This window comes from Rhodococcus zopfii NBRC 100606 = JCM 9919 (genome assembly GCF_001895025.1).
Taxonomy (GTDB): Bacteria; Actinomycetota; Actinomycetes; order Mycobacteriales; family Mycobacteriaceae; genus Rhodococcus; species Rhodococcus zopfii.
Genome location: NZ_BCXI01000001.1, coordinates 66,641 through 90,705 on the forward strand (window position 1 = coordinate 66,641; position 24,065 = coordinate 90,705).

General features: G+C 70.2%; 25 protein-coding genes and 1 pseudogene. 11 read left to right on the forward strand and 15 right to left on the reverse strand.

Annotated features, from left to right (window positions below; translation table 11 throughout):
* Window positions 1–2: 2 nt before the first annotated feature.
* The 3 genes from RZ1_RS00295 to RZ1_RS00305 are packed head-to-tail and all read right to left on the reverse strand — an operon-like array spanning window position 3 to window position 3,495.
* Window positions 3–938, reverse strand: a complete 936-nt coding sequence (locus RZ1_RS00295) for an ABC transporter ATP-binding protein (protein ID WP_083583459.1) — start codon at window positions 936–938, stop codon at window positions 3–5.
* 11 nt (window positions 939–949) lie between these two features.
* Window positions 950–2,059, reverse strand: a complete 1,110-nt coding sequence (locus RZ1_RS00300; RefSeq protein WP_072808706.1) for a FecCD family ABC transporter permease — start codon at window positions 2,057–2,059, stop codon at window positions 950–952.
* An 8-nt stretch (window positions 2,060–2,067) separates the two neighbouring features.
* Window positions 2,068–3,495: a FecCD family ABC transporter permease gene (locus RZ1_RS00305; RefSeq protein WP_072808101.1), complete on the reverse strand. Its 1,428-nt coding sequence runs from the start codon at window positions 3,493–3,495 to the stop codon at window positions 2,068–2,070.
* A 192-nt stretch (window positions 3,496–3,687) separates the two neighbouring features.
* Here RZ1_RS00305 and RZ1_RS00310 point away from each other — a divergent pair, with 192 nt between their 5' ends.
* The 5 genes from RZ1_RS00310 to RZ1_RS00325 all read left to right on the forward strand — a co-directional run bounded on the left by RZ1_RS00310 (window position 3,688) and on the right by RZ1_RS00325 (window position 7,463).
* Window positions 3,688–4,386, forward strand: coding sequence for a hypothetical protein (locus tag RZ1_RS00310; protein ID WP_072808708.1), 699 nt, complete (start codon window positions 3,688–3,690; stop codon window positions 4,384–4,386).
* A gap of 223 nt (window positions 4,387–4,609) precedes the next feature.
* Window positions 4,610–5,044 (forward strand): PaaI family thioesterase, encoded by a 435-nt coding sequence (locus tag RZ1_RS00315; protein ID WP_068160387.1) that lies wholly within the window; start codon window positions 4,610–4,612, stop codon window positions 5,042–5,044.
* A 184-nt stretch (window positions 5,045–5,228) separates the two neighbouring features.
* Window positions 5,229–5,369, forward strand: coding sequence for a hypothetical protein (locus RZ1_RS30370; protein WP_169917816.1), 141 nt, complete (start codon window positions 5,229–5,231; stop codon window positions 5,367–5,369).
* Window positions 5,370–5,725: 356 nt separating this feature from the next.
* The gene (rsgA, locus tag RZ1_RS00320) at window positions 5,726–6,820 is read left to right on the forward strand and encodes a ribosome small subunit-dependent GTPase A (RefSeq protein ID WP_072808104.1); all 1,095 of its coding nucleotides are present in this window, start codon (window positions 5,726–5,728) and stop codon (window positions 6,818–6,820) included.
* A 127-nt stretch (window positions 6,821–6,947) separates the two neighbouring features.
* Window positions 6,948–7,463, forward strand: coding sequence for a GNAT family N-acetyltransferase (locus tag RZ1_RS00325; protein ID WP_174565140.1), 516 nt, complete (start codon window positions 6,948–6,950; stop codon window positions 7,461–7,463).
* An 86-nt stretch (window positions 7,464–7,549) separates the two neighbouring features.
* On the opposite strand, the gene RZ1_RS00330 is transcribed toward RZ1_RS00325, so the two are convergent.
* Together RZ1_RS00330 and RZ1_RS00335 are read right to left on the reverse strand one after the other, a co-directional pair.
* Entirely contained in the window at window positions 7,550–8,929 is a 1,380-nt protein-coding gene (locus tag RZ1_RS00330) for an NAD(P)/FAD-dependent oxidoreductase (protein ID WP_072808107.1), read from the reverse strand.
* Between the two features lie 139 nt (window positions 8,930–9,068).
* Window positions 9,069–10,100, reverse strand: a complete 1,032-nt coding sequence (locus RZ1_RS00335) for a tyrosine-type recombinase/integrase (protein ID WP_072808109.1) — start codon at window positions 10,098–10,100, stop codon at window positions 9,069–9,071.
* Between the two features lie 102 nt (window positions 10,101–10,202).
* Here RZ1_RS00335 and RZ1_RS00340 point away from each other — a divergent pair, with 102 nt between their 5' ends.
* Both RZ1_RS00340 and RZ1_RS00345 read left to right on the forward strand, forming a co-directional pair.
* Window positions 10,203–10,775: a TetR/AcrR family transcriptional regulator gene (locus tag RZ1_RS00340; RefSeq protein WP_072808111.1), complete on the forward strand. Its 573-nt coding sequence runs from the start codon at window positions 10,203–10,205 to the stop codon at window positions 10,773–10,775.
* A gap of 92 nt (window positions 10,776–10,867) precedes the next feature.
* Window positions 10,868–12,464 (forward strand): annotated as a pseudogene (locus RZ1_RS00345) (GMC oxidoreductase).
* Window positions 12,465–12,500: 36 nt separating this feature from the next.
* Here RZ1_RS00345 and RZ1_RS00350 read toward each other — a convergent pair.
* From RZ1_RS00350 to soxR, 7 genes are all read right to left on the reverse strand, one after another.
* A complete protein-coding gene (locus RZ1_RS00350) occupies window positions 12,501–13,226 on the reverse strand; it encodes an urease accessory protein UreD (RefSeq protein WP_072808114.1) in 726 nt (241 codons plus the stop codon).
* The gene (ureG, locus tag RZ1_RS00355; protein WP_072808116.1) at window positions 13,223–13,963 is read right to left on the reverse strand and encodes an urease accessory protein UreG; all 741 of its coding nucleotides are present in this window, start codon (window positions 13,961–13,963) and stop codon (window positions 13,223–13,225) included. The genes RZ1_RS00350 and ureG overlap by 4 nt, the downstream gene beginning before the upstream one ends.
* A complete protein-coding gene (locus tag RZ1_RS00360) occupies window positions 13,956–14,648 on the reverse strand; it encodes an urease accessory protein UreF (protein WP_238072343.1) in 693 nt (230 codons plus the stop codon). Before RZ1_RS00360 ends, ureG begins: the two co-directional genes overlap by 8 nt.
* Before the next feature lies 1 nt (window position 14,649).
* Complete coding sequence (locus RZ1_RS00365; protein ID WP_174565141.1) at window positions 14,650–16,353, reverse strand: urease subunit alpha; 1,704 nt, start codon at window positions 16,351–16,353, stop codon at window positions 14,650–14,652.
* Between the two features lie 4 nt (window positions 16,354–16,357).
* Window positions 16,358–16,726, reverse strand: coding sequence for an urease subunit beta (gene ureB / locus RZ1_RS00370; RefSeq protein ID WP_072808119.1), 369 nt, complete (start codon window positions 16,724–16,726; stop codon window positions 16,358–16,360).
* A gap of 12 nt (window positions 16,727–16,738) precedes the next feature.
* On the reverse strand, window positions 16,739–17,041 hold the full coding sequence (locus tag RZ1_RS00375; protein WP_072808122.1) for an urease subunit gamma: 303 nt from the start codon (window positions 17,039–17,041) through the stop codon (window positions 16,739–16,741).
* 109 nt (window positions 17,042–17,150) lie between these two features.
* Window positions 17,151–17,600: a redox-sensitive transcriptional activator SoxR gene (gene soxR, locus RZ1_RS00380; RefSeq protein ID WP_072808125.1), complete on the reverse strand. Its 450-nt coding sequence runs from the start codon at window positions 17,598–17,600 to the stop codon at window positions 17,151–17,153.
* A gap of 104 nt (window positions 17,601–17,704) precedes the next feature.
* Here soxR and RZ1_RS00385 point away from each other — a divergent pair, with 104 nt between their 5' ends.
* Window positions 17,705–18,178: a nitroreductase family deazaflavin-dependent oxidoreductase gene (locus tag RZ1_RS00385; protein ID WP_072808128.1), complete on the forward strand. Its 474-nt coding sequence runs from the start codon at window positions 17,705–17,707 to the stop codon at window positions 18,176–18,178.
* 1,037 nt (window positions 18,179–19,215) lie between these two features.
* Here RZ1_RS00385 and RZ1_RS00390 read toward each other — a convergent pair.
* Window positions 19,216–19,542, reverse strand: a complete 327-nt coding sequence (locus RZ1_RS00390) for a hypothetical protein (protein ID WP_072808131.1) — start codon at window positions 19,540–19,542, stop codon at window positions 19,216–19,218.
* Window positions 19,543–19,568: 26 nt separating this feature from the next.
* Window positions 19,569–20,639 carry a class I SAM-dependent methyltransferase gene (locus RZ1_RS00395; protein ID WP_072808134.1) on the reverse strand — a complete coding sequence of 357 codons (1,071 nt, stop codon included), beginning with the start codon at window positions 20,637–20,639 and terminating at the stop codon, window positions 19,569–19,571.
* Window positions 20,640–20,893: 254 nt separating this feature from the next.
* Between RZ1_RS00395 and RZ1_RS00400 the strand changes: the two genes are divergently transcribed.
* The 3 genes from RZ1_RS00400 to RZ1_RS00410 all read left to right on the forward strand — a co-directional run bounded on the left by RZ1_RS00400 (window position 20,894) and on the right by RZ1_RS00410 (window position 22,305).
* On the forward strand, window positions 20,894–21,247 hold the full coding sequence (locus RZ1_RS00400) for a VOC family protein (protein WP_072808715.1): 354 nt from the start codon (window positions 20,894–20,896) through the stop codon (window positions 21,245–21,247).
* Between the two features lie 105 nt (window positions 21,248–21,352).
* Window positions 21,353–21,739 carry a TA system antitoxin ParD family protein gene (locus RZ1_RS00405; RefSeq protein WP_072808137.1) on the forward strand — a complete coding sequence of 129 codons (387 nt, stop codon included), beginning with the start codon at window positions 21,353–21,355 and terminating at the stop codon, window positions 21,737–21,739.
* A complete protein-coding gene (locus RZ1_RS00410; protein ID WP_072808140.1) occupies window positions 21,736–22,305 on the forward strand; it encodes an ATPase in 570 nt (189 codons plus the stop codon). The genes RZ1_RS00405 and RZ1_RS00410 overlap by 4 nt, the downstream gene beginning before the upstream one ends.
* Before the next feature lie 30 nt (window positions 22,306–22,335).
* On the opposite strand, the gene RZ1_RS00415 is transcribed toward RZ1_RS00410, so the two are convergent.
* A complete protein-coding gene (locus tag RZ1_RS00415; protein WP_072808142.1) occupies window positions 22,336–24,063 on the reverse strand; it encodes a CocE/NonD family hydrolase in 1,728 nt (575 codons plus the stop codon).
* Window positions 24,064–24,065 lie beyond the last annotated feature (2 nt).

Consider the following 24,065-nt stretch of genomic DNA (forward strand, 5'->3'; position numbering starts at 1 on the left):
TACTACCCCTGGTCGTAGGGTCTTTCGGCCTGGTCGCCCCGCGTGTCGTGGGGGTCCCCGACAGCATCCGGACTGTCGGCACCGCCGACGGTGCCGTAGACGTGCCGCGCGCCGATCGGGACGATCAGGGGACGCCCGGACACCGGGTCGTCGATGACGGCGGCGTCGAGTCCGAACACCTCGCGCAGCAGCTCGACGGAGATCACCTCGGCGGGGACACCGGCGGCGACGATCCGGCCGGCTTTCATCACGACGAGGTGGTCGCTGTAGCGCACCGCGAGATTCAGGTCGTGCAGCACCATCACCACGGTGCGGCCCAACTCGCTGTGCAGCCGATCGACGAGGTCGAGGACTTCCACCGAGTGGGCGAGGTCGAGGTAGGTGGTCGGCTCGTCCAGCAGCAGGATGTCGGTGCCCTGCGCGAGGGCCATCGAGATCCAGGCGCGCTGACGCTGACCGCCGGACAGTTCGTCGACGGGACGGTCGGCGAGGTCGGTGATGCCGGTGCGTGCGAGGGCGGCGGAGACCTCGTCCTCGTCGTCGGAGGACCACTGGCGCAGCCACGACTGGTGCGGATGCCGGCCGCGGGCGACGAGGTCGGCGACGGTCAGGCCTTCGGGGGCGACGGGGGCCTGGGGCAGCATGCCGAGGATCCGCGCCACCTCGCGGGTGCGCATCGAGGCGATGGCGTGGCCGTCGAGCAGCACGCTGCCGGCACGCGGGCGCAGCAGCCGGCTCAGGGCGCGCAGCAGCGTCGACTTGCCGCAGCCGTTGGGTCCGATGACGGTGGTGACGACGCCGGTGGGGACGGTCAGGTCGAGATCGTCGACGATGAGACGGTCGCCGTAGCCGAGGGACAGGTGCTCGGCGACCAGTCGCGGTTCGGCGGGCGCCGCCCCGTCGATGCCGGCCGTGCCGGTGCCGGACGTGTCGAACATCGTGATGCCGGTCATATGGAGGCCTTCCGGTTGGAGCGCACGAGGAGGTAGAGCAGGAATGGTCCGCCGAGGGCGGAGGTGACCAGTCCGACGGGCAGGGCGACCGGCAGGACGGTGCGGGCGATGAGGTCGGAACCGGCGACGAGCACCGCGCCGGTGAGCGCGGACGCAATGATCGGGGGGCCGTCGGCGCGGACCAGGCGCACTGCGAGCTGGGGGGCGGCCAGGGCGACGAAGCCGATGGGTCCGGCGGCGGCGGTGGCGATGCCGGCCAGGGCGCACGCCGCGGCGAGCAGCAGACCCTGCTGGGTGTGGAGCCGGATGCCGAGGGAGCGGGCAGTGTCGTCGCCGAGGCGCAGGGCCCCGACGGTGGTGCCGGCGATCAGGGGCCAGGTGCCGATGACGGCCAGGGCGAGCGCGGCCGGCGCCACCTGGCTCCAGGCGGCGCCGTTGAGGGATCCGGTGAGCCACACCTGGGCGCGGGCGACGTCGTTGATGTCGGCGGAGACGAGCATCCAGTTGGTCAGGGCGATGAGCATGGCGTTGGCTCCGATGCCGATGAGGACCAGTCGGAATCCCTCGACGCCGTTGCGCCAGGCCAGCAGGTAGATGACGAAGGCGGTGAGCAGGCCGCCGGTGAGCGCGGCCAGGGGCAGGCCGAGGCCGGCGAGGAACCCGACGATCGATCCACCGCTGGTCACCACGATCAGGGCGACGGCCGCGGCGCCGGCCCCGGCGGTGATGCCGAGGATGTCGGGGCTGGCCAGCGGGTTGCGCGACAGCGACTGGGTGATCGCGCCGGCCACCGCGAGGGCGGCGCCGACCACGAGGGCACCGACGCTTCGGGGCAGGCGCAGGTCCAGGACGATGAACCGGTCGAGGCGTTCGCCGCCGCCGACGAGAACCTCGAGCACCTGCGGCACCGACAGCGGGTAGTCGCCGCGGCCGAGACTCACACACAGCAGCAGAAACGCGGCGGCGGCGAGCAGACCGCACACCGCGACGTGCCGGCCGCGCCACACCAGCGACACGCGTCCGATCCGCAGGGCCGGTCGGGACGGGATCGCGGTGGAGATCTGCACCGGTCGGCGGGTGCGCCGGGACGGGGCCGGCAGCGTGATCGAATCGGTCACAGGGACACCAGCTTCCGTCGGCGGACCAGGGCGATGAAGAAGGGTGCGCCGATCAGGGCGAGCACGATACCGACCTGCAGTTCGCCGGGGCGGACCACGATGCGGCCGACGACGTCGGCGAGCAGCAGCAGCACGCCGCCGAGCAGGCCCGCGTAGGGCACGAGCCACCGGTAGTCGGGTCCGGTGATCGCACGGGCGATGTGCGGGACGATCAGGCCGATGAACGCGATCGGTCCGCACGCGGCGGTGGCGGCCCCGGTGAGCAGGGTGATCGCGACGATCCCGACGGTGCGGCTGACGGCGACATTCGTGCCGAGCGAGCGGGCCACGTCCTCGCCGAGGGCGAGCACGTTGAGGCCGGGGCTGCCGGCGAGGGCGATGATCGCGCCGGCGGCGAGGAACGGCAGCACCTGCCACAGCACGTCGGTACCGCGGCCGGCGACCGATCCGACCACCCAGAAGCGGAAGCCGTCGAGGGTGGTCTGGTCGAGCAGGACCACCGTGTTGGTCATGGCCTGCAGGAAGAACGCGACCGCGGCACCGGCCAGCGCCAGGCTCAGGGGGCTCGCGTGGCCGTTGCCGAGGGAGGCGAATCCGAAGACGGTGACGGCGGCCAGCAGGGAACCGGCGAACGCGAACCACAGGTACTGGGACGGGGTGGTCATCCCGAACAGGTAGATGGAGAGCACGACGAGGAACGCGGCACCGGCATTGATGCCGAGCAGGCCGGCGTCGGCGAGAGGGTTGCGGGTGTGTCCCTGGATGAGGGCGCCGGCGATCCCGAGGGCGACGCCGACGACCAGTCCGAGCACGGTGCGGGGGATGCGCAGGGTGTGCACGATCAGGTCGGTTTCGGAGCCGTCGTCGACGGTGAGCGCGTGGAAGACCTCGGCGAAGGTCATGGGACGGGCCCCGATGGAGATGCTGGCGAGCAGGACCAGGACGAGCAGCACGATGAGGGCGGCCAGACCGAGCAGCCGGCGCCGCCGCATCCCGGTGACGGTGTTGTCCGGCGGGCGGGGGGTGAAGCCGTCGGCGGCGGCGATCTCGGCGGTGACGACCTCGGTGCCCCGGCGTAGCAGGGCGCGCCGGGTACCGACGGGGACGCCGGTGTCGGCGTCGCGGGTGATCAGACCGGTCCAGTGCTTGCCGAGGCTGCTGCCGGTGTGTCCCTCGCGGCGGCCGTTGTTCCACACCAGGAATCCGGCGGCGGCGGCCGCGGCGGCGAATCCGAAGACGATGCGGTCGGTCTGTCCGCCGCCGTTCGCGTCGCCGAGGGTGTCGACGAGCAACGCGCCGATCACCAGCGGTATCGCGAACAGTGCGGTGTCGAGCGCGGTGGCGGTCAGGCGCCGCGCGGGGGTCGCCGGTGGACCCGGATCGGGTGCGGCCGGTGAGGGCCCCGGGTGTCGGATCGTGGTCACGTGCGCGGGTGCTCCTCGGTATCGGTGCCGGGCCGGGGCGGACGAGGTCCGCGGGAAGTTAGGTTACGGAATCCTATCTACTCCCTGGCGTGTCGAGTTGCGCGACCGCCCCAGGCATGCCATGGTTAGGCTAACCTAAGCCCATCGCGGGGTGGCTGCCGATCAGGAGGTGTGTGGGTGTCGACTCTGCTGCTGACCCGTCTCGGGGTCCCGCCGATCCGTGCGGTCGAGGGTGCCGCGTTCGACGACACGCGCGCCCGGCTGCGCGCGTTGACGCCGGATGCCCCTCGCGTCTACGCCGTTGCGCGCGTCGAGGAGGAACCGCGCCGCCGCTGGTGGCGCCTGGCCGGTGAGGATCGGGGTCAGCGCGTCGGACTGCTCTACCGCCGCGTGCTCGAGGACGTCGTGGATCCGCGCATCGCGGTCGAGCAGGTGGCCGGGGCGCTGATCCACGTGGTCGTCGGCCGGGTCCTGGCGCCGTTCCTCGTCGAGGGGCGCGCCTGGGATCCCGGCCTGGACAACCTGTGGGTGCACCAGGACAGCGACGGCGGCATCGACTGGGCCGGTGTCGCCGACGACACCCTGCGCGTGCTGCCGGGCGATCCGGCCGAAGGCGCCCGCGGCGTGGTGGTGTTGCCGTGCGAGCGGGCGCTCGCGATCTGGACCGCCCACCGCGCGGTCACCGCGTTGTCGGCGGTGCATCGGACGCTGCAGGGTTGCGCCCCGATCGACGGCGCGCGTTACTGGTCGCTGGTCGGCCGGGCGGTCGTCACCGGGGCCGCGCAGCTGCCGTTGCTCGCCGATTCGTCGCGGCGGGTCTCCACGCGCCGCGGTCAGCAGCTGCTCGACGCGTTCGTTTCCGCGGGTTTCCCGGTCCGGGGCCTTGCCTGATTAGGGCAGCCTTTCCTACAATGATGATTGTCACCTACTGTCGGACCGCGCCGGAGTCCTGAGGGCTGCAGAGACTCCCGGTCCTTCCCACGGCGGGCCCCGCGAATCCGCGGGGTCCGCCGGATCTTTTTTCCGGGCACCGGCCCGGCCCCGCGCCCCGACGTCGTCGACCGCATGCAAGCGCCTACCATCCGACGAGACAACACGAGACGACGGAGACCTCATGACCGACCAGCTCACCCCCGATCCCGCCGCCACCACCGACGCGAACAACGTCGGATTCGGCACCGTGCTCGGACTCGAATTCGTCGAAACCGGCCCGGAGCGGGTGGTCGCGCAGTGGACGGTGACGCCGAATCATCACCAGCCGTACGGCATCGTGCACGGCGGGGTGTACTGCGCGGTCATCGAGTCGGTGGCGAGCATCGCGGGGGCGCTGTGGTTCGGCGACCGCGGTCACGTCGTCGGCGTCAACAACAACACCGACTTCATCCGCGCCACCCGCGAGGGGGTGCTCACCGCCACCGCGACCCCCGTGCAACGCGGCCGCACCCAGCAGTTGTGGCAGGTCGCGATCGTCGACGAGAAGGACCGCACGGTCGCGCACGGGCAGGTGCGTCTGGCCAACATCGCCGACGCCGACCGGATCGGCCACTAGGACCGCTCGGTCCCGGGACCGCGGCCCGCGGCCTCCGAGTGCCGGGATCGTGATCGGGGTGAGCGCATGCGACTTTCGCCATCGACGGCTTCGTCTGCACAGACAGTCCTGACCGGTTCCCCGCGGCTCCCTGGTTCCTCCTCGGCACGCTCGCGGCGGCAGCATCTTAGGTTCCAGTCCTCCGTTGGCGACTCGGCGGTTGAAGTGCCGTCAGCGGCTGGGCTGTGTCGCGAAGCTCGACGACGTCCCGGCCGTTGTGGTCGAGCACGTCCGCATCGAGACCGGGCTGGCGGCGTGGTGGCCGCGAGCATCCGGACCGAGCTGAACGGCGAATTCTTCGCGATGGCCCCGTCGCGCCCGCGGCGGGATCGGCCCCGCTCGCGCGCCGTGGCCGTAGTGGTCTCCTCTGATATGAAGGTGTTCACAATCTGCGAGCGGGGATCGTTGGCCGCGTGCTAGTTTGGGTCGTCTGTGTTTGACCTGGAGTGCGAGAGAATGGGAGGTGAGTTGATGTTTGCGGTGAAGACCGCTGCGGTGCGCAGCGCCCGGACCATCCTCACGTCCCGGGCCCCGGTCTAGACCCGATTACCCGTTGCCGGTAGTCACCGCGAGCTGTGCTCTCGGTGATGCTGCTGTTGGTTTTCGTGTTCGAACGGGGCTCCTTCATCCAAGGGTCTCATCATGCATTCACCTCACCTTTCTTCGGCTTCCTTATCGTCTTCGCGAGAGCTGTCCGCGCTCGGCTGGGACGAGACGTTCGCGGCGATGTTCGCTGAACATGCCGCCGCCGGGCTGATACCGGCCCGTATCGTGCGGGTCGACCGCGGCCGATGTGACACCCTCACCGCCTCGGGGCCGGTGCGCGCCGGCAGCGGCATGGTCAGCGGCGCGGACCGTGAGCACATGGTGTGCACCGGCGACTGGGCCGCGCTACGCCCGGGACCGCAACCACTGGTGGTGGCCTTGCTTCCGCGCCGCACCGCGATTGCTCGCGCGTCCTCGGACCGAACCTCCCATCAACAAGTGCTCGCGGCCAACGTCGACACCGTCGTCATCGCGGTCTCGCTGGCGGCCCCGGTCAACGCGGGTCGCATCGAGCGGTTGCTGGCGCTGGTTTTCGACAGCGGCGCCCGGCCGGTCATCGTGTTGACCAAGGCCGATCTGGCCGAGCACCCCGGTACGGACGAGGCTGTGGTGGCCGCGCTGGCTCCCGGCGTCGACATCCTCACTACCAGCGCCGCTACCGGTGTGGGCCTCGAGCGGCTGGCCGCAACCGTGACCGGGACCGCAGTGCTGCTGGGTCCGTCCGGGGCCGGTAAGTCGAGTCTGGCCAACGCGTTGCTGGGCCGGGAAGGCATGGGCACCAACGAGGTTCGCGCCGTCGATGGCAAGGGTCGCCACACTACCGTGCATCGCGAGTTGTTGGTGTTGCCCGCTGGTGGGGTGCTCATCGATACTCCGGGCCTGCGGGGCATCGGCGTTCAGGATGTCGCCGACGGGGTCGGGCAGGTGTTCGCCGAGATCGAGGCCTATGCCCGCAACTGCGCCTTCGGTGACTGCGAACACCGCAGCGAACCCGGGTGCGCGGTGCAGGACGCGGTCGTGACCGGCGAGTTGGACCTGGGGCGGCTCGATCGGTACCGCAAACTGATGCGGGAAAGCCAGTGGGCGGCCACCCGCGGTGACGCCCGCCAGAGCGGCAAACGCAGCAAGACCGTCAAGGCGATCACGCGGGATCTGCGCGCGACCTACCGATTCCGCGACCGCCAGCTCTGACACCGGCGTGCCCGCTTCGCGCCCGAGGGCAACCCGGAGGCCCCCGCGCGGTGCCACCGCCCGGGGTCGGAAGGAGACACCGGATGTATTGGCTCACAACATCATTCATCACAGAAAGACAACAATTGTGAATCCTCGTACCGACTGGACCACTCGCGCCGAGACCGGCGCCGATATCGCCGCGATCCGCGAGATCAACCTGGCCGCGTTCGACACCGCTGAGGAGGCCGACCTCGTCGACGCGCTGCGCCGGGACCCCGCCTGGATCGACGGACTGTCGCTGGTCACTCTCGACGACGCCGGCGCCCTCGTAGGCTATGTACTGCTGACCCGCGCGCACATCGGTGATACCCCGGCACTGTGCCTGGGACCGTGCGCGGTGCTGCCGCAGTACCAGAAAACCGGCGTCGGATCGGCCGCGATCCGCGCGGCTTTCGAGGCCGCCAAGGCGAGGGGTGAGCATTTCGTCACCGTCCTCGGCCATCCGGAGTACTACCCGCGTTTCGGGTTCACCCGCGCCAGCACCCACGGCGTCACCATGAAGATGTCCGTCCCTGACGACGCGCTGATGGTGCTGAGCCTGGACACCGAACCCCTGCCCAGTGGCGTCATCCGCTACGCGGCAGCCTTCGGCGACATCTGAACACTTCCGTTCGGCTGGTGACCCGGCGACCCCTGGGGCTCGTCTGCGCACCCGCAGGCGAGCCCCGGCGGTCTGGCCGATCGCGATCAACCGGCTTCGCGGGCCGCGCCGGCCCCGCCCTCCGCCGCCTCGGTGTGCTCGCGGAGCCGGTCGATCGCGATCCGCGCGAACACCTGCTGCTCGGTCGCGGCCATCTCGTTGCGTCCCGTCGAGAGAAACGCCTGGGTCCACGACAGCAGCGTCGACAGTTTCGACGAGAAGCCCACCAGATACAGCAGGTGGATGAACAGCCACGCCACCCAGCCGATGAATCCGCTGATCTCGAGTTTGCCGACCTTCGCGACGGCGCTGAACCGCGAGATCGTCGCCATGCTGCCCTTGTCGAAATACTTGAACGGCTTCCGCTGCCCCGGATCCTGCCCGTCCAGGCCCGCGATGATCTGGTGCGCGGCGTACTTGCCGCCCTGCATCGCGACCTGCGCGAGCCCGGGCAGGTTGTCCAGCGACATCATGTCGCCGACGACGAAGACGTTCGGATGCCCCGGCAGGGTCAGGTCGGGCTGCACCTCGACGCGGCCGGCCCGGTCGGTGCCGGCCCCGGACTGCGCGGCGAGCTGCTTGCCGAGCGGGCTGGCCGCGACCCCGGCCGACCAGACTTTGCACTGCGAATCGATGCGCCGCTCGGTGCCGTCCTTGTCCTTGACGGTCAGCCCGTCGGCGTCGACGCCGGTGACCATCGTGCCCAGCTGGATCTCCACGCCGAGACGTTCGAGGGTGCCGCGCGCCTTGCGGCTGAGCTTGCCGCCGTACACGGGCAGCACCTCGGGGGCGCCGTCGAGCAACACCACCCGTGCCTCGGTCGGATCGATGTGCCGGAACGCGCCCTTGAGGGTGCGGCGCGACAGTTCCGCGATCTGCCCGGCCAGTTCCACCCCGGTCGGGCCGGCCCCGACGACCACGAATGTCAGCAGCCGCGCGCGTTCGTCGTGATCGTCCGACAGTTCGGCCTGCTCGAACGCCCCGAGGATGCGCCCGCGCAGTTCGAGGGCGTCGTCGATCGTCTTCATGCCGGGGGCGAATTCGGCGAACTGGTCGTTCCCGAAGTAGGACTGGCCGGCGCCGGCGGCGACGATGAGGCTGTCGTAGTCGGTGACGGTGACCCGGTCCAGGAATCGGGAGGTCACCGCCTGGGCGTCGATGTCGATCGTCTCGACGTCCCCGAGCAACACCTGTGCGTTCTTCTGTTTGCGCAGCACCATGCGGGTGGCCGGGGCGATGTCGCCGACGGACAGGATGCCGGTGGCCACCTGGTAGAGCAGCGGCTGGAACAGGTGGTGGCTGGTCCGGGCGATCAGTACGACGTCGACATCCGCGCGTTTGAGGGCCTGGGTGGCGAACAGGCCACCGAATCCGGATCCGATCACCACGACCCGATGACGACGTGAACCCACCGGCTGGATGCTCATCTGCTGCTCCCTCGACGTCTGTCAGTGACCGTGCCCACGGTATCGGCGCGGTCCCCGCCTTACTCGGCGAGCAGCCCCAGTCTTGCAGCATTCGGGTGTCGTGACGCGTCGATCCGGGGGTGCGTCCCGACCCGCACCGTCATTCGGGGTCGCGCAGCAGCTCGTACACGGGGTTGTGGCGGGCGGCGTGCCGCACTGCGTCGTTGGTGGCCGAGGTGTAGATCTGCACCGTCTGCAGCGAGCGGTGCCCGAGCAGTTGCTGCAGTTCGACCATCGTGGCGCCGCTGTCGGCGAGGCTGGTGGCGAAGGTGTGCCGCAGCGCGTGCGCGAGCGCACCGCGTTTGCGTTCGGATTCGATGCCGGCCAGCCGGTACATCCGGCGGACCCGGTATTGCAGGGTGCCGCGGGTGATGCGCCGGCCGTCGCTGCCGACGAACAGGGGGTCTTCCGGGGGGAAGCGTTCCCAGATCGCCAGGTCGTCGCGGTCGGCGCGGGCGGTGCGTCGCGCCGCGGGGAATCGGGTGTACCGCTGGTCGAGGTAGGCCGAGACGATCGCCGTCCAGCTGTCCTCGAGCGGGATCTCGCGTTCGGTGGCACCCTTGCCCAGCACGCGCAGGACCGGGGCCTCGAGGCCCCCGAGGATGCTCGACAGGTCGAGCCGGATCAGTTCGTCGGACCGGATGCCGGTGAGCAGCAGCGTCGCGATGAGCGCCAGGTCGCGGCCGGGCCAGTCCCGCGGCCCGGTTTCCGGGCGCTGCGCCTGCGCGGTGAGCGTGTCCACCAGCTGTCCGATCGCGGCCGGTTTGAATGCCTTCGGGGTGTGCTGCGGCCGTTTGGGTTGCGCGATTGACGCCATCGGGTTGCCCTCGGAGATGCCTTCGGAGACCAGAAAATTGCAGAAGCTGTTCCACACGGACCAGGCTCGGCGCACGGAGGCGGGTTGCCGGTCGCGGGCGAACGCCGCGAACGCCGAGCGCAGCGACCGGATCGTGACGTCGTGCACGGTCAGGGCGTCGGGCTCGGTGCGCCGGGTGGCCGCCAGCTGATTGCACACCGCCCGCAGGTCCAGCCGATAGGCCTTGACGGTGTGCGCCGACCGTTTCGCCGTCTGCAGGGTTTCGAGGTACGCCGAGGTCCATTCCAGCAGGCCCGGTTCGTCCCCGCTTCCCATCGTGCGCCCCTTCCGATCGGATTGTGTCGTACGTGTGTGCGAGAACAGTGTGGCATTGCGGTCGGACAGTGTCCGTGCCCGCCGGTGGGAGACAATCGGCGGATGCGGTCGCGCACGAAAATTCTTCAGGCCACACTCGGGCTCATCGCCGACGTCGGCTTCGGGGGCGTCACGATCGTCGGGGCGGCGCAGGCCGCTGGGGTGTCCCGGCAGACCGTGTATTCGATCTTCGGGACCCGGGAAGAGCTGGTCTCCCAGGCGATCAGCGGGCAGCTGCTCGAGGCGTACGCGGAGATGACCTCGCGGCTCGAGCAGATCGAGGACCCGGGGGAGTACGTCGTGGAAACCATCGTGCTCGGGCGCACGGTGGTGCGTGAGCATCCCGTGCTGGCGGTGCTGCTCGGGGGTGGCGGCGAGAACCCGGTGTTCGACGAGGGCATGGTCGATCGCGCCAAGCCGATCGGTCACCAGCTGCTGGCGCCGCTGGTGCGCCGCTGTCCCGAGCTGGAACCGCATGCCGACGACATCGTCGTGATGGCGCTGCTCCTGGGCCTGTCGGTGGTGTTGTTCGCGGGCGACACGATGGGCTCCGACGACGAGCTGCGGATGTTTCTGCGGCGGTGGCTGCTGCCGGCCATGCCGCCCGTGGGTGCACCCACCCCGCGTGATTCTTGACACTTTTGGACTGAACTGTCTAGTTTGGCATCCGCCGGCGACCGTCCGCGCCGCGCGGAGATCCGCGTCGTCGGAACACCTGGGGGATCGATTTGTCCGCACTCACGCGTCGCTCGTTCCTGACGGGGGCAGCCACCGCGGGAATGATCCTGGCCGGCTCGTCCGCCGCCCACGCCACACCCGGCATCGGCGCCCGCGTCCACCGGGTCACCGTCACCCGCGCAGAGCACCGCGTGATCGTCATCGGCTCCGGCTTCGGCGGCGGCGTCACCGCCCTGCGCCTGGCCCAGGCCGGGGTGCCCGTCACCGTCCTCGAACGCGGCCGCCGCTGGCTCACCGGCCCCAACGCCACGACCTTCCCGCGCGTCGCCAGCCCCGACAAGCGCATGCTGTGGCACAAGTCGTTCCCCGAGCTGTTCGGACGGCGGCTGAGCGTCGACCCCTACGTCGGTCTCGTCGAAGCGGTCCCCGGCGATCACATGACCGCCCTGTGCGCGGCCGGCGTCGGCGGCGGATCCCTCGTCTACCAGGGCATGTCCTTGCAGCCCAGCCGGGACGTCTTCGACACGCACTTCCCGAACGAACTCGACTGGGACCTGATGAACCGCGTGCACTACCCGCGCGTGGCGGCGATGCTGGGGCTCGCGACCGCCCCCGACGAGCTGGTCGCCAGCCCCAACTACGCCGCCGCACGCATCTTCGCCGTCCGCGTCCGCGCCGCCGGCATGCCGCTCGACAAGATCCCCATGCCGATCGACTGGAACTTCGCCCTCGCCGAACTCCGCGGCGACATGGCCTCCGCCTACACCAACGGCGCCGGCGCGCTCGGCGTCAACAACGGCGGCAAACACACCGTCGACGTCACCTACCTCGCCGAGGCCGAAGCCACCGGCCTGGCCACCGTCGAGGTCATGCACGACGTCACCGACATCGGAACGTGCCGCCGACGGCCGCTGGACCGTGTACGCCGACCGCACCGACGAATCCGGCACCGTCCTCGAGAACAAGATCCTCACCACCGGCGCGCTCGTGCTCGCCGCGGGCAGCCTGGGCACCACCCGCCTGCTCATGCGTGCCGCCGCCAAGGACCAGATCACGGACCTGCCCGACGACCTCGGCCGCGGCTGGGGCACCAACGCCGACCGCATCTACCTGTGGACGGACATGGCGGAGCACTTCGGGGCGGTCCAGGGTGGCCCCGTCGTCTACGGCAGCAGGAACTGGGCCGACCCGCACACCGCCCACACCGTCATCCAGGCGTCGCTGCCGTCGTTCGAGGTCGACACCCGCACCACCACCCTCGTCGGCTACGGCGTCAGCGACGGCCGCGGCCGGTTCGTCTACGACAGCGGCCGTGACGACGCCGTGCTGCGCTGGCCGCACGAGGGCGACGCCGACATCCAGAACAACCACATCGACCCCGCCGTCCGCCGGATCGCGGGAGAGGCCGCCGTCGTCGTCGACACCCACCGGATCGTCCCGTCCACCTGGCATCCGCTCGGCGGCGCCAACATGGGCAGCGTCTGCGACCTCGACGGCCGCGTGCTCGGGCAGCGCGGCCTGTATGTGCTCGACGGGGCGCTGATGCCCGGCAACGCCGCCGCGTGCAATCCGTCGATGACGATCGCCGCCGTCGCCGAACGCGCCCTCGACAACCTCGTCGCCCGCGACGTCGGCACGATCATCTGACGCACAGACCCGGGGGATGGGGACGGCGGCGTGGCGTCACCACAGGTGACGCCACGCCGCCACATGCTCGTCCACCGCGCCCGACCGGTGCAGCTCACCGCCGAGCCAGCGCACCAGCGTGCCCGGACCGTCCAGCTCGAACCGGTACGCCCCGTCCCGCACGCCGGGCGTGGCCTCGGGACGCCACCCCAACGCCAGCACCGAATCCATCACCCGATGCGACCCGACGACACCGGGGAGCGCCCGCACCCGCGGGGACAGGTCGAGATCCTCGACCAGCAACGGCCGCTCCTCGAGCATCGCGACCGTGTACGAACGCGCCGCCCCGCCCCGCTCCCCGCTGCGGCCGAGCACCAGCGTCTCCCGCAGCACCACCCGCGCGCCGCGCTCCAGCATCAGCTCCGTGCGGCGAGTGACATCTGCGCCGTCCGCCACCACGAACGGCAACCCGTCCCACACCAGCGTCGCACCCGCACCCAGCCGCGCCCGCACCGTCCAGCTCGACGCCCGCCCCGCCGCGTCGTAGGCGACGGTGCCCGCGGTCTCGACGATCTCGAGCCACGCCCCGGCGCCCACCTCGAGGTCGATCACGACGTCGTCGCCGCCGAGCAGCAATGCCCCGGCCGCGACCAACGCGACCCGCGCGCCGTTCGCGTCACCGCCCTGCACCCGCGGGCCGAACGCACCCGGCACGAACCGGCACCGGGCACGGCCGCTCGCGCGCTGTACGGCAACCGTCGTCGGTGTGCTCGGCGCGGTCACTGCGGCGTCGACGCGTGCCCATGGCCGTGACCGTGCCCGTGCCCATGACCGTCGTCGTCGGCATGGAAGTGCGGCGCCATCGGACCCGGATCCACCGGCACCAACCGGCCACCGGCGTGCTCGGCCAGCACCGACCGCACCCACGCGCACAACGCCGCCACCGACGCCGGATCCGTCCGCGAGAGCGCCAGCACCGGCCGGCCCTCCCGCGCGGCCTGCCCGTCCGCCACCATCTGCGGCACATCCACCCCCACATAGGGCGCCAGATCCGTCTTGTTCACCACCAGCAGATCCGCCCGCGCGATCCCCGGCCCACCCTTACGGGCCACGTCACCACCCCCGGCGACATCGAGCACGAAAATCTGCGCATCGACCAGCGCGGGGGAGAACGTCGCCGTCAGGTTGTCCCCCCCGGATTCGACCAGCACCACATCCAGCGGCGCGAACTCCTCCTCGAGGTCCTCCACCGCCAGCAGATTCGCTGTCACGTCGTCCCGGATCGCGGTGTGCGGGCACGCCCCGGTCTCCACCGCCCGGATCCGCTCCGGATCGAGCACCCCCGCCGACCGCAGGAACCGGGCGTCCTCGTCGGTGTAGATGTCGTTGGTGATCACCCCGAGCGCCAGATCACCGGACAACTCACGGCACAACAACGCGATCAGCGAACTCTTCCCGGTCCCCACCGGACCGGCCACCCCGAGACGCAGGGCACGTGTGGAAGAAACGTGGTCAGGCACTGAACAACCTTTCTGTGGTGCGGGCATGATCCTCGGCCCACTGTTCGACGAGCGGCGCCGCGCACGCCGGAATCTGCTGCGGCGCGGTCAACCCCGACACCGCCGTCACGAGCTCCTCGATCAACGACTGCGCCGACAGCACCCACCCCGTCGCCACCGCCGGATCGACCGGCTCGAGCTTGAGCGTCGCCGCCGCGATGGTCTGCGCGTCGTCGTAACCGACCAGACGCGCCGTGTGCTCGGCATCCAACCCGGCCCGGGCCGCGAGCACCCCCAACGCCACCGGACGCGACGGCCGCCACGACCGCGGAATCCGTTCCTGGTCCGGCCACAACCGCCGCAACAAACGCAGATAGCCGCGCCCGAGCTGCCGGGAACTCGCCCTCAGCGCCGCGCTCGGCGTGCGCGCGGCCCACGCCGCCTCCACCGCATCCAGATCCGCACCGGTCACCGCGGAGCCCGAGGTCGCGGCGACATGCCGGGCGACGACCGCGGTCGCCGCCTCGACCACCGTCACCGTCCGCAACCGCGCCGCGATGTACCCCGGCACGGCCGCGGGCGGCAAACCGGCCCGCAGCGCCGGTTCCAGACCGGCGGACTGGGTGTGCGCCCCGGTCGGTAGCCGCGCATCGGCGAGCAACGCCAACAACAGCGACTGGGACGGCCCCGGGATGATCTTGTCCACGTCAGAACAGCGAGTACAGCTGGGCGAGGGGCAGCCGATCGGCCGGCGCCGGCACGATCCGTTCCCCGTCGATGTCGATCTCGAACGTCTCGGGATCGATGTTGATGCGCGGCAAGACGTCGTTGTTGCGCATCTGCGCCTTCCCGACTTCGCGGGTGTCACCGACCGCGACCAACGGCCGGCGCATATCGAGCCGGTCCGCTAGACCGTCCTCGATCGCCGCGGGCGCCACGAACGTCACCGACAACTCCGCACCGATCGCATCGGCCAACGCCGGTCGCTGCAACACCGGCTGCGGCGTGGGGATCGACGCGTTCGGATCCCCGAGCGCACCCCACACCAGGCCACCGCCCTTGATCACCACACTGGGCCGCACCCCGAACAGCTTCGGCTCCCACAACACCAGATCCGCCATCTTCCCGACCTCCACCGAGCCGATGTGCGCATCCACGCCGTGCGCGATCGCCGGATTGATCGTGTACTTCGCGACATACCGGCGCGCCCGCTCGTTGTCCGCCGGCAACGACGACCCCAACGACCCGCGCCGCGCCTTCATCACGTGCGCCACCTGCCAGGTGCGGGTGATCACCTCCCCGATCCGGCCCATCGCCTGCGCGTCCGACGACGTGATCGACATGGCCCCCATGTCGTGCAGCACATCCTCCGCCGCGATCGTCGTCGCCCGGATCCGCGATTCGGCGAACGCCAGATCCTCCGGTACCTGCGGATTGAGGTGATGGCACACCATCAGCATGTCCAGGTGCTCGGCGACGGTGTTCACCGTGTGCGGCAACGTCGGGTTCGTCGACCCCGGCAACACGTACGGTTCACCGGCCAGGCGCATGATGTCCGGGGCGTGCCCACCCCCGGCGCCCTCGGTGTGGAACGCGTGGATCGACCGGCCCCCGATCGCCGCGATCGTCGACTCCAGGAACCCCGCCTCGTTCAGCGAATCCGAATGCAACGCGACCTGCAGACCCCACTCGTCGGCCGCCCGCAACGCCGCATCCAGCGCCGCCGGCGTCGACCCCCAGTCCTCGTGCACCTTGTAGCCGGCCGCCCCGGCGAGCGCCTGCTCCGCCAACCCCGCCATGCTCACCGTGTTGCCCTTGCCGAACAGCAACACGTTGACCGGCAACAACTCCAGGCTCCGATGGATCGTGCCCAGGTGCCACGCACCCGGCGTCACCGTCGTCGCCTTCGTGCCCTCCGACGGCCCGGTACCCCCACCGGCGATCGACGTGATGCCCGTCGCCAGCGCCTCGTGGATCTGTGACGGCGAGATCAGATGCACGTGGGTGTCGAAACCACCGGCGGTCAGGATCCTGCCCTCACCGCTGATGATGTCCGTCGACGGGCCGATCTCCAGATCCGGATGCACCCCGTCGGCGATGTCCGGGTTCCCGGCACGCCCCAACGCCGTGATCCGCCCGTCCCTGATCCCCACATCCGCGCGGACCACACCCCACCAGTCCAGCACGATCACGTTGGTGATCACCGTGTCGGGCGCGCCCAGCGCGCGGGTCGTCGAGCCCTGCGCCATGGATTCGCGGATGGATTTGCCGCCGCCGAACACCGCTTCCTCGCCGCCGGCGGTGCGATCCTCCTCGATCTCGATCCACAGATCGGTATCGCCCAGACGCACCTGGTCACCGACCGTGGGGCCGTAGATCGCGGCGTACCGCTCCCGTGAGATGCGCACCATCGGGTCAGTCTCCGTCCTGCTCGGACCGCGAGCGGTCGAGCGTGCCGTCACCGGGGACACCGATCACGATGCCGGGCACCCGCCGCGCGCCGCGCAATGCGACGGCCTGCACGGTGCGGGACGCGCCCGGTTCGAACCGCTGGGAGGTGCCCGACGGAATGTCGAGGCGGAAACCGTGCGCGGCGGCCCGGTCGAACTCGAGCGCCGGATTCGCATACGGCAGATGCAGATGTGAGCCGATCTGCACGGGACGGTCGCCGGTGTTGACCACGACCAGCTCGAGACGCTCGTCCGGGCCCCGGTCGGCGTTCAGGTCGATGGTGCCTTCGCGGACGCGGATCGCTCCGGGGCCGGTGGTGTTCAGGCCTGCCATGGCGGATGCTCCTCAGGCGATCGGCTGGTGGATGGTGACGAGCTTGCGGCCGTCCGGGAAGGTCGCCTCGACCTGGACGTCGGGGAGCATCTCCGCGACCCCGTCCATCACGTCGTCACGGGTGAGGACCTCACGTCCCGCAACCATCAATTCGGTGACCGACAATCCGTCGCGGGCACGTTCGATCACCCAGTTGGTGAGCAGGGCGGTCGTCTCCGGATAGTTGAGCTTCACGCCGCGCGCGTGCCGATCCCGAGCGACCATCCCGGCGACGGCGAGCAACAGCTTCTCCTGCTCGGAGGGCGTCAGATGCATGGTGCCTCCTCGGTGACAAGCAGCGTGTCCGGTACGCCCGGATGCTTGGCGCCAGCATATGCCGACACATGTTTCGACCGCGTTTCGTCGGAAGGAGATACCGGAGGGATCAGCGGTCGTGCAGGTGCAGGCGGCGGGGTCCGGGACCCTGCTGCGCGAGCACATCACCCGGGTTCGCCAGGGGGCAACTGCTCAGGCTCAGGCAGCCGCAGCCGATGCAGCCGGAGAAGCTGTCGCGCAGCTCGGTCAGTTCCTCGATGCGCTCGGTGAGCCGGTCGTGCCAGCGCTGCGACAATCGGGCCCAGTCCGCGGCGGTGGGCACCCGACTGTCCGGCAGCGAGTCGAGCGCATCGCGGATCTCGTCGAGCGACACCCCGACACCCTGCGCGACACGGATGAACGCCACCCGACGCAACGTGTCCCGCCGGTATCGGCGCTGATTGCCGGACGTGCGGCGGCTGGTGATCAACCCGCGCGACTCGTAGTAGTGCAACGCCGAGACCGCCACGCCGGAACGCTCGGCCAACTGTCCGGGCGTGAGCCACACGGACGCGGTCATCGGCACCGTCCTCGGATTCGGAGAAGAAGTCGACCATCTGCGGTGCACAGTACCGATATGTCGGAGATTCTGGACGACGACAGTCCATCGCACTCGGAGGTCCCGTGAATGCCGACACCCCGCCCGAGCGGCCCGTTCGCCGCTACCGACGAGGGCGCGCGCACCGCCTCGAGAACGCCGTCATGAGCGCTCTGGTCCGCCTGGGCGTGGTACCCCACTCGTATCTGCTGACGACCCGCGGCAGACGCACCGGCCGGTCCCGATCCAACCCGGTCACCGTCGTCGAACACGACGGACACCGGTGGCTGGTCGCCCCGTACGGCCCGGTGTCCTGGGTGCGCAACGCACGTGCGGCGGGCGATGTGAGCCTGACCCGCAGGTTCACGACGCGGCATTACACGGTCGAGGAGGTCTCCGCCCGCGATGCCGGGCCTGTACTGGCGCGGTACGTGGCTGTCGCGTCCGCCACCCGTAGCTATTTCCGCGCCGATCCGGGTGGGCCCGCCGCGGAGTTCGAGGAGGAAGCAGGCCTGCATCCGGTCTTCCGGTTGACCGAGGACCCCGGCCGCTCACGGTGATCGGCAGTGGTGGGGGACGCGGCGCGAAATAGGTCACTGTGACGAATCGATTGGGGGCGGGCCCTGTCGGGCGCCGGGGAGTGGGTCCGCGTCGGACGGGTCGCAGTGGGTGGGTGGGTGGGTGGGTGCTCGCGTCGACCGGGTTCCATGCGGAGGGTGCGGCCGGCTCGTTCGCGGCGGGGATCGATGGTGGGTGTAGCTCGGTGGGGCGGAGCCGTCCCGGCCCGAGATCGATGCGCGGGAACGCCGGCGAACGGAAAGGGAAGTGCTGCAAGATATTTGGTGGATAACGGTGATTATCCATCATCGCGATGGGGGTGACCGGCGGACCGGGCGGGGGTGGGCGGAAGCGGGATGCGCGATCGCCGTCGCGTTGCGGGCGGGGCGGCCGTGGAACCTCGGGCGGCGGCGTCGACTCGGCGCCGTGTACGTGCCGGCGCATGGGCCGTGCCGGTTCCGACGGGTGTGCGCAGCGTGCCGTGCCCGGGGTCGCGATGTGGGGGTGGCCGCGAGCCGAGGCGGGGCGGCTCGGGGTGAGGTGCCTCGGAGTCGCCCGCCCGGCGCCATCGCTCGTTCGGTCGCGATGGGCGGACCGGGTCGCTCCGGGCTACCACCGCGGGCCGGTCGGGAAGGTCCGGATCCCGACTACTTGACATAATGTCGATTATCGGCACTTTATCTACCTGCGGAAACGGCGATCCGGGACGTTCCGGCGCGCCGGCGTTCGGCGCGGGTTCGCCGTTCCTCGACGCGCTGTCGGATGCGTCGTGCTCGGCGCCGGCGCGGGCTGGGTCCGCGATGTGCGACGGCACCGCGGTCGCCTCGCGCGGCGTTCCTCGGGCGATCCACCGGCCGGTTCCGCCGGCTCTGTTGGTTGGCCGGCCGCGCCGTCCGGCATCCGCCGCCGCCGGTCGCCGCACCCCGCCGGTTCGACAGAATGTTCGATCATCGACCCGTCCGGTCCCCTCCGTTGCCCCGCCGACCTCCCCTAAATCGTCACAGTGACGTTTTGGGGCGTGTTCGGCTCCTTCGTCGCCTCACCGTTCGAGGCTGCGTAGTCGGCGTAGCTGGCCGGTCAGGTACTGCCGGGCGCGACGCCGGCCGCCGGTGCGGTCGAGTTCGGCGTCCAGTTCGTCGAGCAGTGTCACGAGCTGCGCGGTCTGCGGCGACCGGTCGGGCCGGCGGCGGCATTCGTCGAGCCATTCGATGGGTCCGGGGTGTCCGCGATCTGCGTTGCAGCGCCGGCAGGCGGCGACCTCGTCGGGCGGCGCGGTCCACTCGTCCGATGCTGCCGAAGGGGCGCCGCGGGCGCCATCGGGCGCGCCGGAACTCTCCCCCGTTTCGGCCGGGAGGCGGCCGTTCAATCGTCACAGTGACGTAAATGGAGAGGTCACGGGCGTGCTTCCAGCACGAGATTGAACGGTGTCTCCGTCGCGCGCCGGAAGGAACCGAATCCGGCCTCGGCGGCGACCTCCGCGAGGCGCCGCTCCCCGGCCTGCGCGCCGAGCCCCAGCGCGACCGGCTGGGCGAGCGAGGACGGCGTGCACAACACCGTCGAGGCCGCGTAGTACATCCGGCCGACCGGATTGAGGTTTTCGGCCAGGCTGTCGTGCGCGTACGGCTCGACGAGCATCACCGCACCGTCGCCGGCCAGTCGCTCGCGGGCGTGTCGCAACGCCCCGACCGGGTCGCCCATGTCGTGCAGGCAGTCGAAGTAGCAGATCAGGTCGTAGTCGTGTCCGGGAAAGTCCGCGGCCGAGGCGATCTCGAAGGAGACATTGCCGATCCCCTCCTGGGCCGCCAGTTCGCGGGCCCGCGCGACGGACGCGTCGTGGTAGTCGAAGCCGTAGACGGTGGACTCCGGGAACGCCTGCGCGAGGATCGTCGTCGACACGCCGTGTCCGCACCCGATGTCGGCGACGGTGGCACCGCTGCGCAATCTGTCGACGACGCCGGCGAGGGCGGGCAGCCATACGTCGACGAGGTTGGCGCGGTAGCCGGGGCGGAAGAACTGTTCGGTGCCGACGAACAGTTCGGGGTCGTGTTCGTGCCAGCCGAAACCGTCGCCGCTGCGGATGCGTTCGGTGATGCGCGGGCGGTCCTTGTAGACCGAACTGATCAGGTGGAAGCCGCCGGCCAGGTAGACCGGGCTGTCCTCCCGGGCCAGGGCCATGGCATGTTCCGGTGACAAGGTGACGGTTCCGGCATCCGGGTCGTAGTTCAGGTATCCGCTCGCCACCTGGGCCGACAACCATTCGCGCAGATACCGTTCGCGGATGCCGGTGCGGGCGGCGAGTTGTTCGCTGGTGGTCGGGCCCGATTCGTCGAGGGCCCGCCACAGTCCGAGATCGACGCCGATCAGCACCAGTGCGCCGTTCATGGCGGCACCCATGTCGACGACGAGTTGTCCGAGGGTCTGTTCGAGTCGTCCTTGATCGAGGTCGTGTGTCTCCGTGGCCATCACGCACCTCCTGCTGATGTGGGGTACCTGCCCACGGTAGGTCGCGGAGGGGCTGATCCGGCGACGGGCCGGGTTCGATCGGGTGTCGATCCGGGTAGCGGCGCGGTGCGCGAGATCACGAACCGGTGATGACGCGTCCGGCAGCCTGGTGTCGATGCCGCCGGAGGTCGCCGGAGACGGGGTCGTCGGACTCTGCTCGAATGCGGTCGAACGGCGTTACGCTGGGCGCACTTTCACCTGAGGAGGACGTGTCCGTGAGTGACCACGAAGTGAAGATGATCATCCTGTCGACCGACGATCTCGACGAGTCGATCAAGTTCTACGGCGACACCCTGGGGATGGCGCTCAAATTCCGCGACGGCACGCATTTCGCCGCCCTCGACGGTGGCGGGGTCACCCTCGCGCTCGCGACCGCGGTCGATCATCCGATCCACGGCCAGGTGGTCGTCGGGATCAAGACCGCCGACGTCGATGCGGCGGCGAAGGCGATCGAAGAGGCCGGCGGCGGCATCGTGAAGGGCCCGTACGACGACGCGCACGAACGGCGTGCGGTGGTGTACGACAACAAGGGCAACGGCCTGGTGTTCTACAGCCCGCTGAAGCGCTGACGCGTACGCACCCTCCCGGTCCGGCGACCTGCGCGGATCGGGAGGGTGCGCACGCTGTAGCACTGCGCTACGATCGGTAGCAATCTGCTACAGCTGGAGGTCGTGATGGCTCCGTACACCGACAAGGTCACCCGCTTCGACGCCGAACTCGTCGACAGCGCCATCGCCGAGGGCGGCCGCCAGAACCGAACCGGACGCCAGCAACTCGAGTACTGGGTGCGGATCGGCCGGGCGATGACCGCCCACGAAACCGCGTCGCTGCACCGTGTGCAGGACGCCCTCGCCGGACACCGCCCGACCGCGGATCTCACCGTCGCCGAGGGACGCCTGTTCAACGCGGAGATCGACGCCCGCATCGCCGACAGCCTCACCCGCACCGACTACGGCAGCGTCCTCGCCGCGCGCGGCGTCACCACCGTCGTGCTCGACGACGAGGGCCGGCTCGTCGAGCAGCGACCCGACGGCACGACGCGGGTGCTCGACGCCGAATGAGGCGTCTGGATCTGATCGTCGGCCCGAACGGCGCCGGTAAATCGACGTTTGTCGAATTGACCCTCGCTCCCCTGCTGCCGCGCAGTGTGTTCGTCAACGCGGATGTCCTCGCGCGGCAGAAGTGGCCGGATCGGGCGGAGGAGATGTCGTACGAGGCGGCGCAGCTCGCGGCCGCCGCGCGGGAGCGGCTGCTCGAGCAGGGCCGCTCGTTCATCGCCGAGACGGTGTTCTCCCATCCCTCGAAGCTTGCGCTGATCGATCGGGCGCAGGCCGCGGGGTTCACGGTGGTGTTGCACGTGATGCTCGTGCCCGAGGTGATGTCGGTGCGGCGCGTGGCGTATCGGGTCGAGTCGGGTGGGCATTCGGTGCCCGAGGACAAGATCCGCTCCCGGTACCGGCGGCTGTGGCCGCTGGTGGTCGAGGCGATACGCCGCGCGGATCAGGCGACGGTGTACGACACGGCCGCGGGCACCCCAGCGGTGGTGGCGCGGTTCGCCGCCGGGGTTCCGGTCGGTGTGGTCCGGTGGCCCGGGTGGGCGCCGTCGGTGCTCACCGAGCTCGGGTGAGACCGGGCCCGGTGAGCGGGGGCGACGGGGTCAGTTCGTCTCGGTGCGTGTGGTGAACGGCAGCACGAGCCGCGAGGGGTGCGCGGCGTCGCGGTAGATCTTGTGCGTGACCGGTCGTCCGACGGGTAGGTGGAAGGCGTCCGGCGGGAGCAGCGCGTTGTGTTCGTCGGCGAGCGGTTCGTTGTTCGACAGTTCCACGACGAGTTTGTGGCCCGGCAGGAAGGTGTTCGCGAACGGGTAGAGCCGCAGCACGTATTCCTCGATGGCGCCGGGCTCGACCGGGACCGCGCGGGTGTGCGGGTGGAAGGGGTTGCCTTCGGTGGTGCGCTCGTCGAGTTCACGGTGCGAGGCCTTGAGGTAGCCGGTGGTGATCAGCTGCCGCTTGCCGTTCGGGGCGTAATCCCACATGCGCAGGATGAAGTTGGTGTCCGGCTGGTCGATCTCCGCGAAGAGGTGCGCGGCGCCGGTACCGATCATCTCGGTGGGCTCGGCGAACACCGGGGTCTCCCACTTCAGGATCTCGACCTTGTCAGTGACCGTCAGCGGCGCCTGGTAGAAGCCGTCCGGGGCGGCGTACCGGGCGCCCATCGGTTCGGGCTCGGTGGACAGTGTGCCGCGCGGACGCAGGTACAGCGACCGGTACTCGACGTTCTTCGGGGGCCACTGGGCGGCGGCGACGCGCTGCCGGGAGCCCTCGACGAAGACGTTCACGGCGGGTTCGTCCATGATGCCGTTGTCGATGCCCTTGATCCAGTAGTCGTACCAGGCGAACATCTTGTCGTGCTCTTCGATGAAGGGCCGCGACTGCATGGGCGGGTAGGGGCCGATGTCGAGTTTCTTCGGTCCCTGCAGGGCGTGGAACAACTCGATGGTGCCGTCCATCGTCCAGCCGCGTCCCTGGTCGATCTGCAGGTAGACGGGGATGTCGATGTTGCGGGCGAGGTTGATGGGGTTGCGTTCCTCGTACCAGGGGCCGTCGAGTTCGTTGGTGACGATGTCGAACCAGGCTTCGTGGTTTTTCGGGTAGTTGAGCACGTGCACGAGGTTCGGCCAGGCGGCGACGTCCGGGTCGGCGAGCCGCTGGGCGACGCGCGCCTCGATCTCCTCGGGGCTGTAGGTCTCGAGCATGCGGGACTTGACGCGGTCGGTGAACGCCCAGCCGGAGTCGCCGCCGCGGCCTTCGCGGGCGGCGCGGGGCATGAACCACATGATGCCGCCGTGGTAGGTGGTCTCGTAGAAGTCGTAGTGGCCGCCGGAGACGAAGATGGCCTTGAGGTGCGGGGGCCGTTCCGCGGCGGCAAGGACCTGCATGGATCCGAAATAGGAGATGCCGATCATGCCGACGTTGCCGTCGCACCAGGGCTGGGCGGCGACCCATTCGATGAAGTCGTAGGCGTCCTGGCCGAGGGAGACGCCGCCGGCGTTGTAGTTGCCGATGTGTTCGCCGCCGGAGTCGCCGGAGCCGCGGAGGTCGCCGATGACGTGGACGTAGTCCTCGGCGACGACGCGGGCGATGTCGCCGGCTTCGATGCAGCCGTCCCACATGGGGCTGGGGCGGCGCTGCGGCGGGGTGGTCAGCGCGAGGGCTTGGAGTTCCTTGCCGTAGGGGCTCAGGGCGACCAGCGCCGGGCGGGGCTTGTCGTCGACGCCCTCGTAGGTGTCCGCGGCCAATTCGATGCCGTCGCGCATCGGGATCCGCAGGTTCTTGCGGATACGGATGGTCTGCCCGCCCGCGTCGAATTCCTGGAGCTCGGCCATGA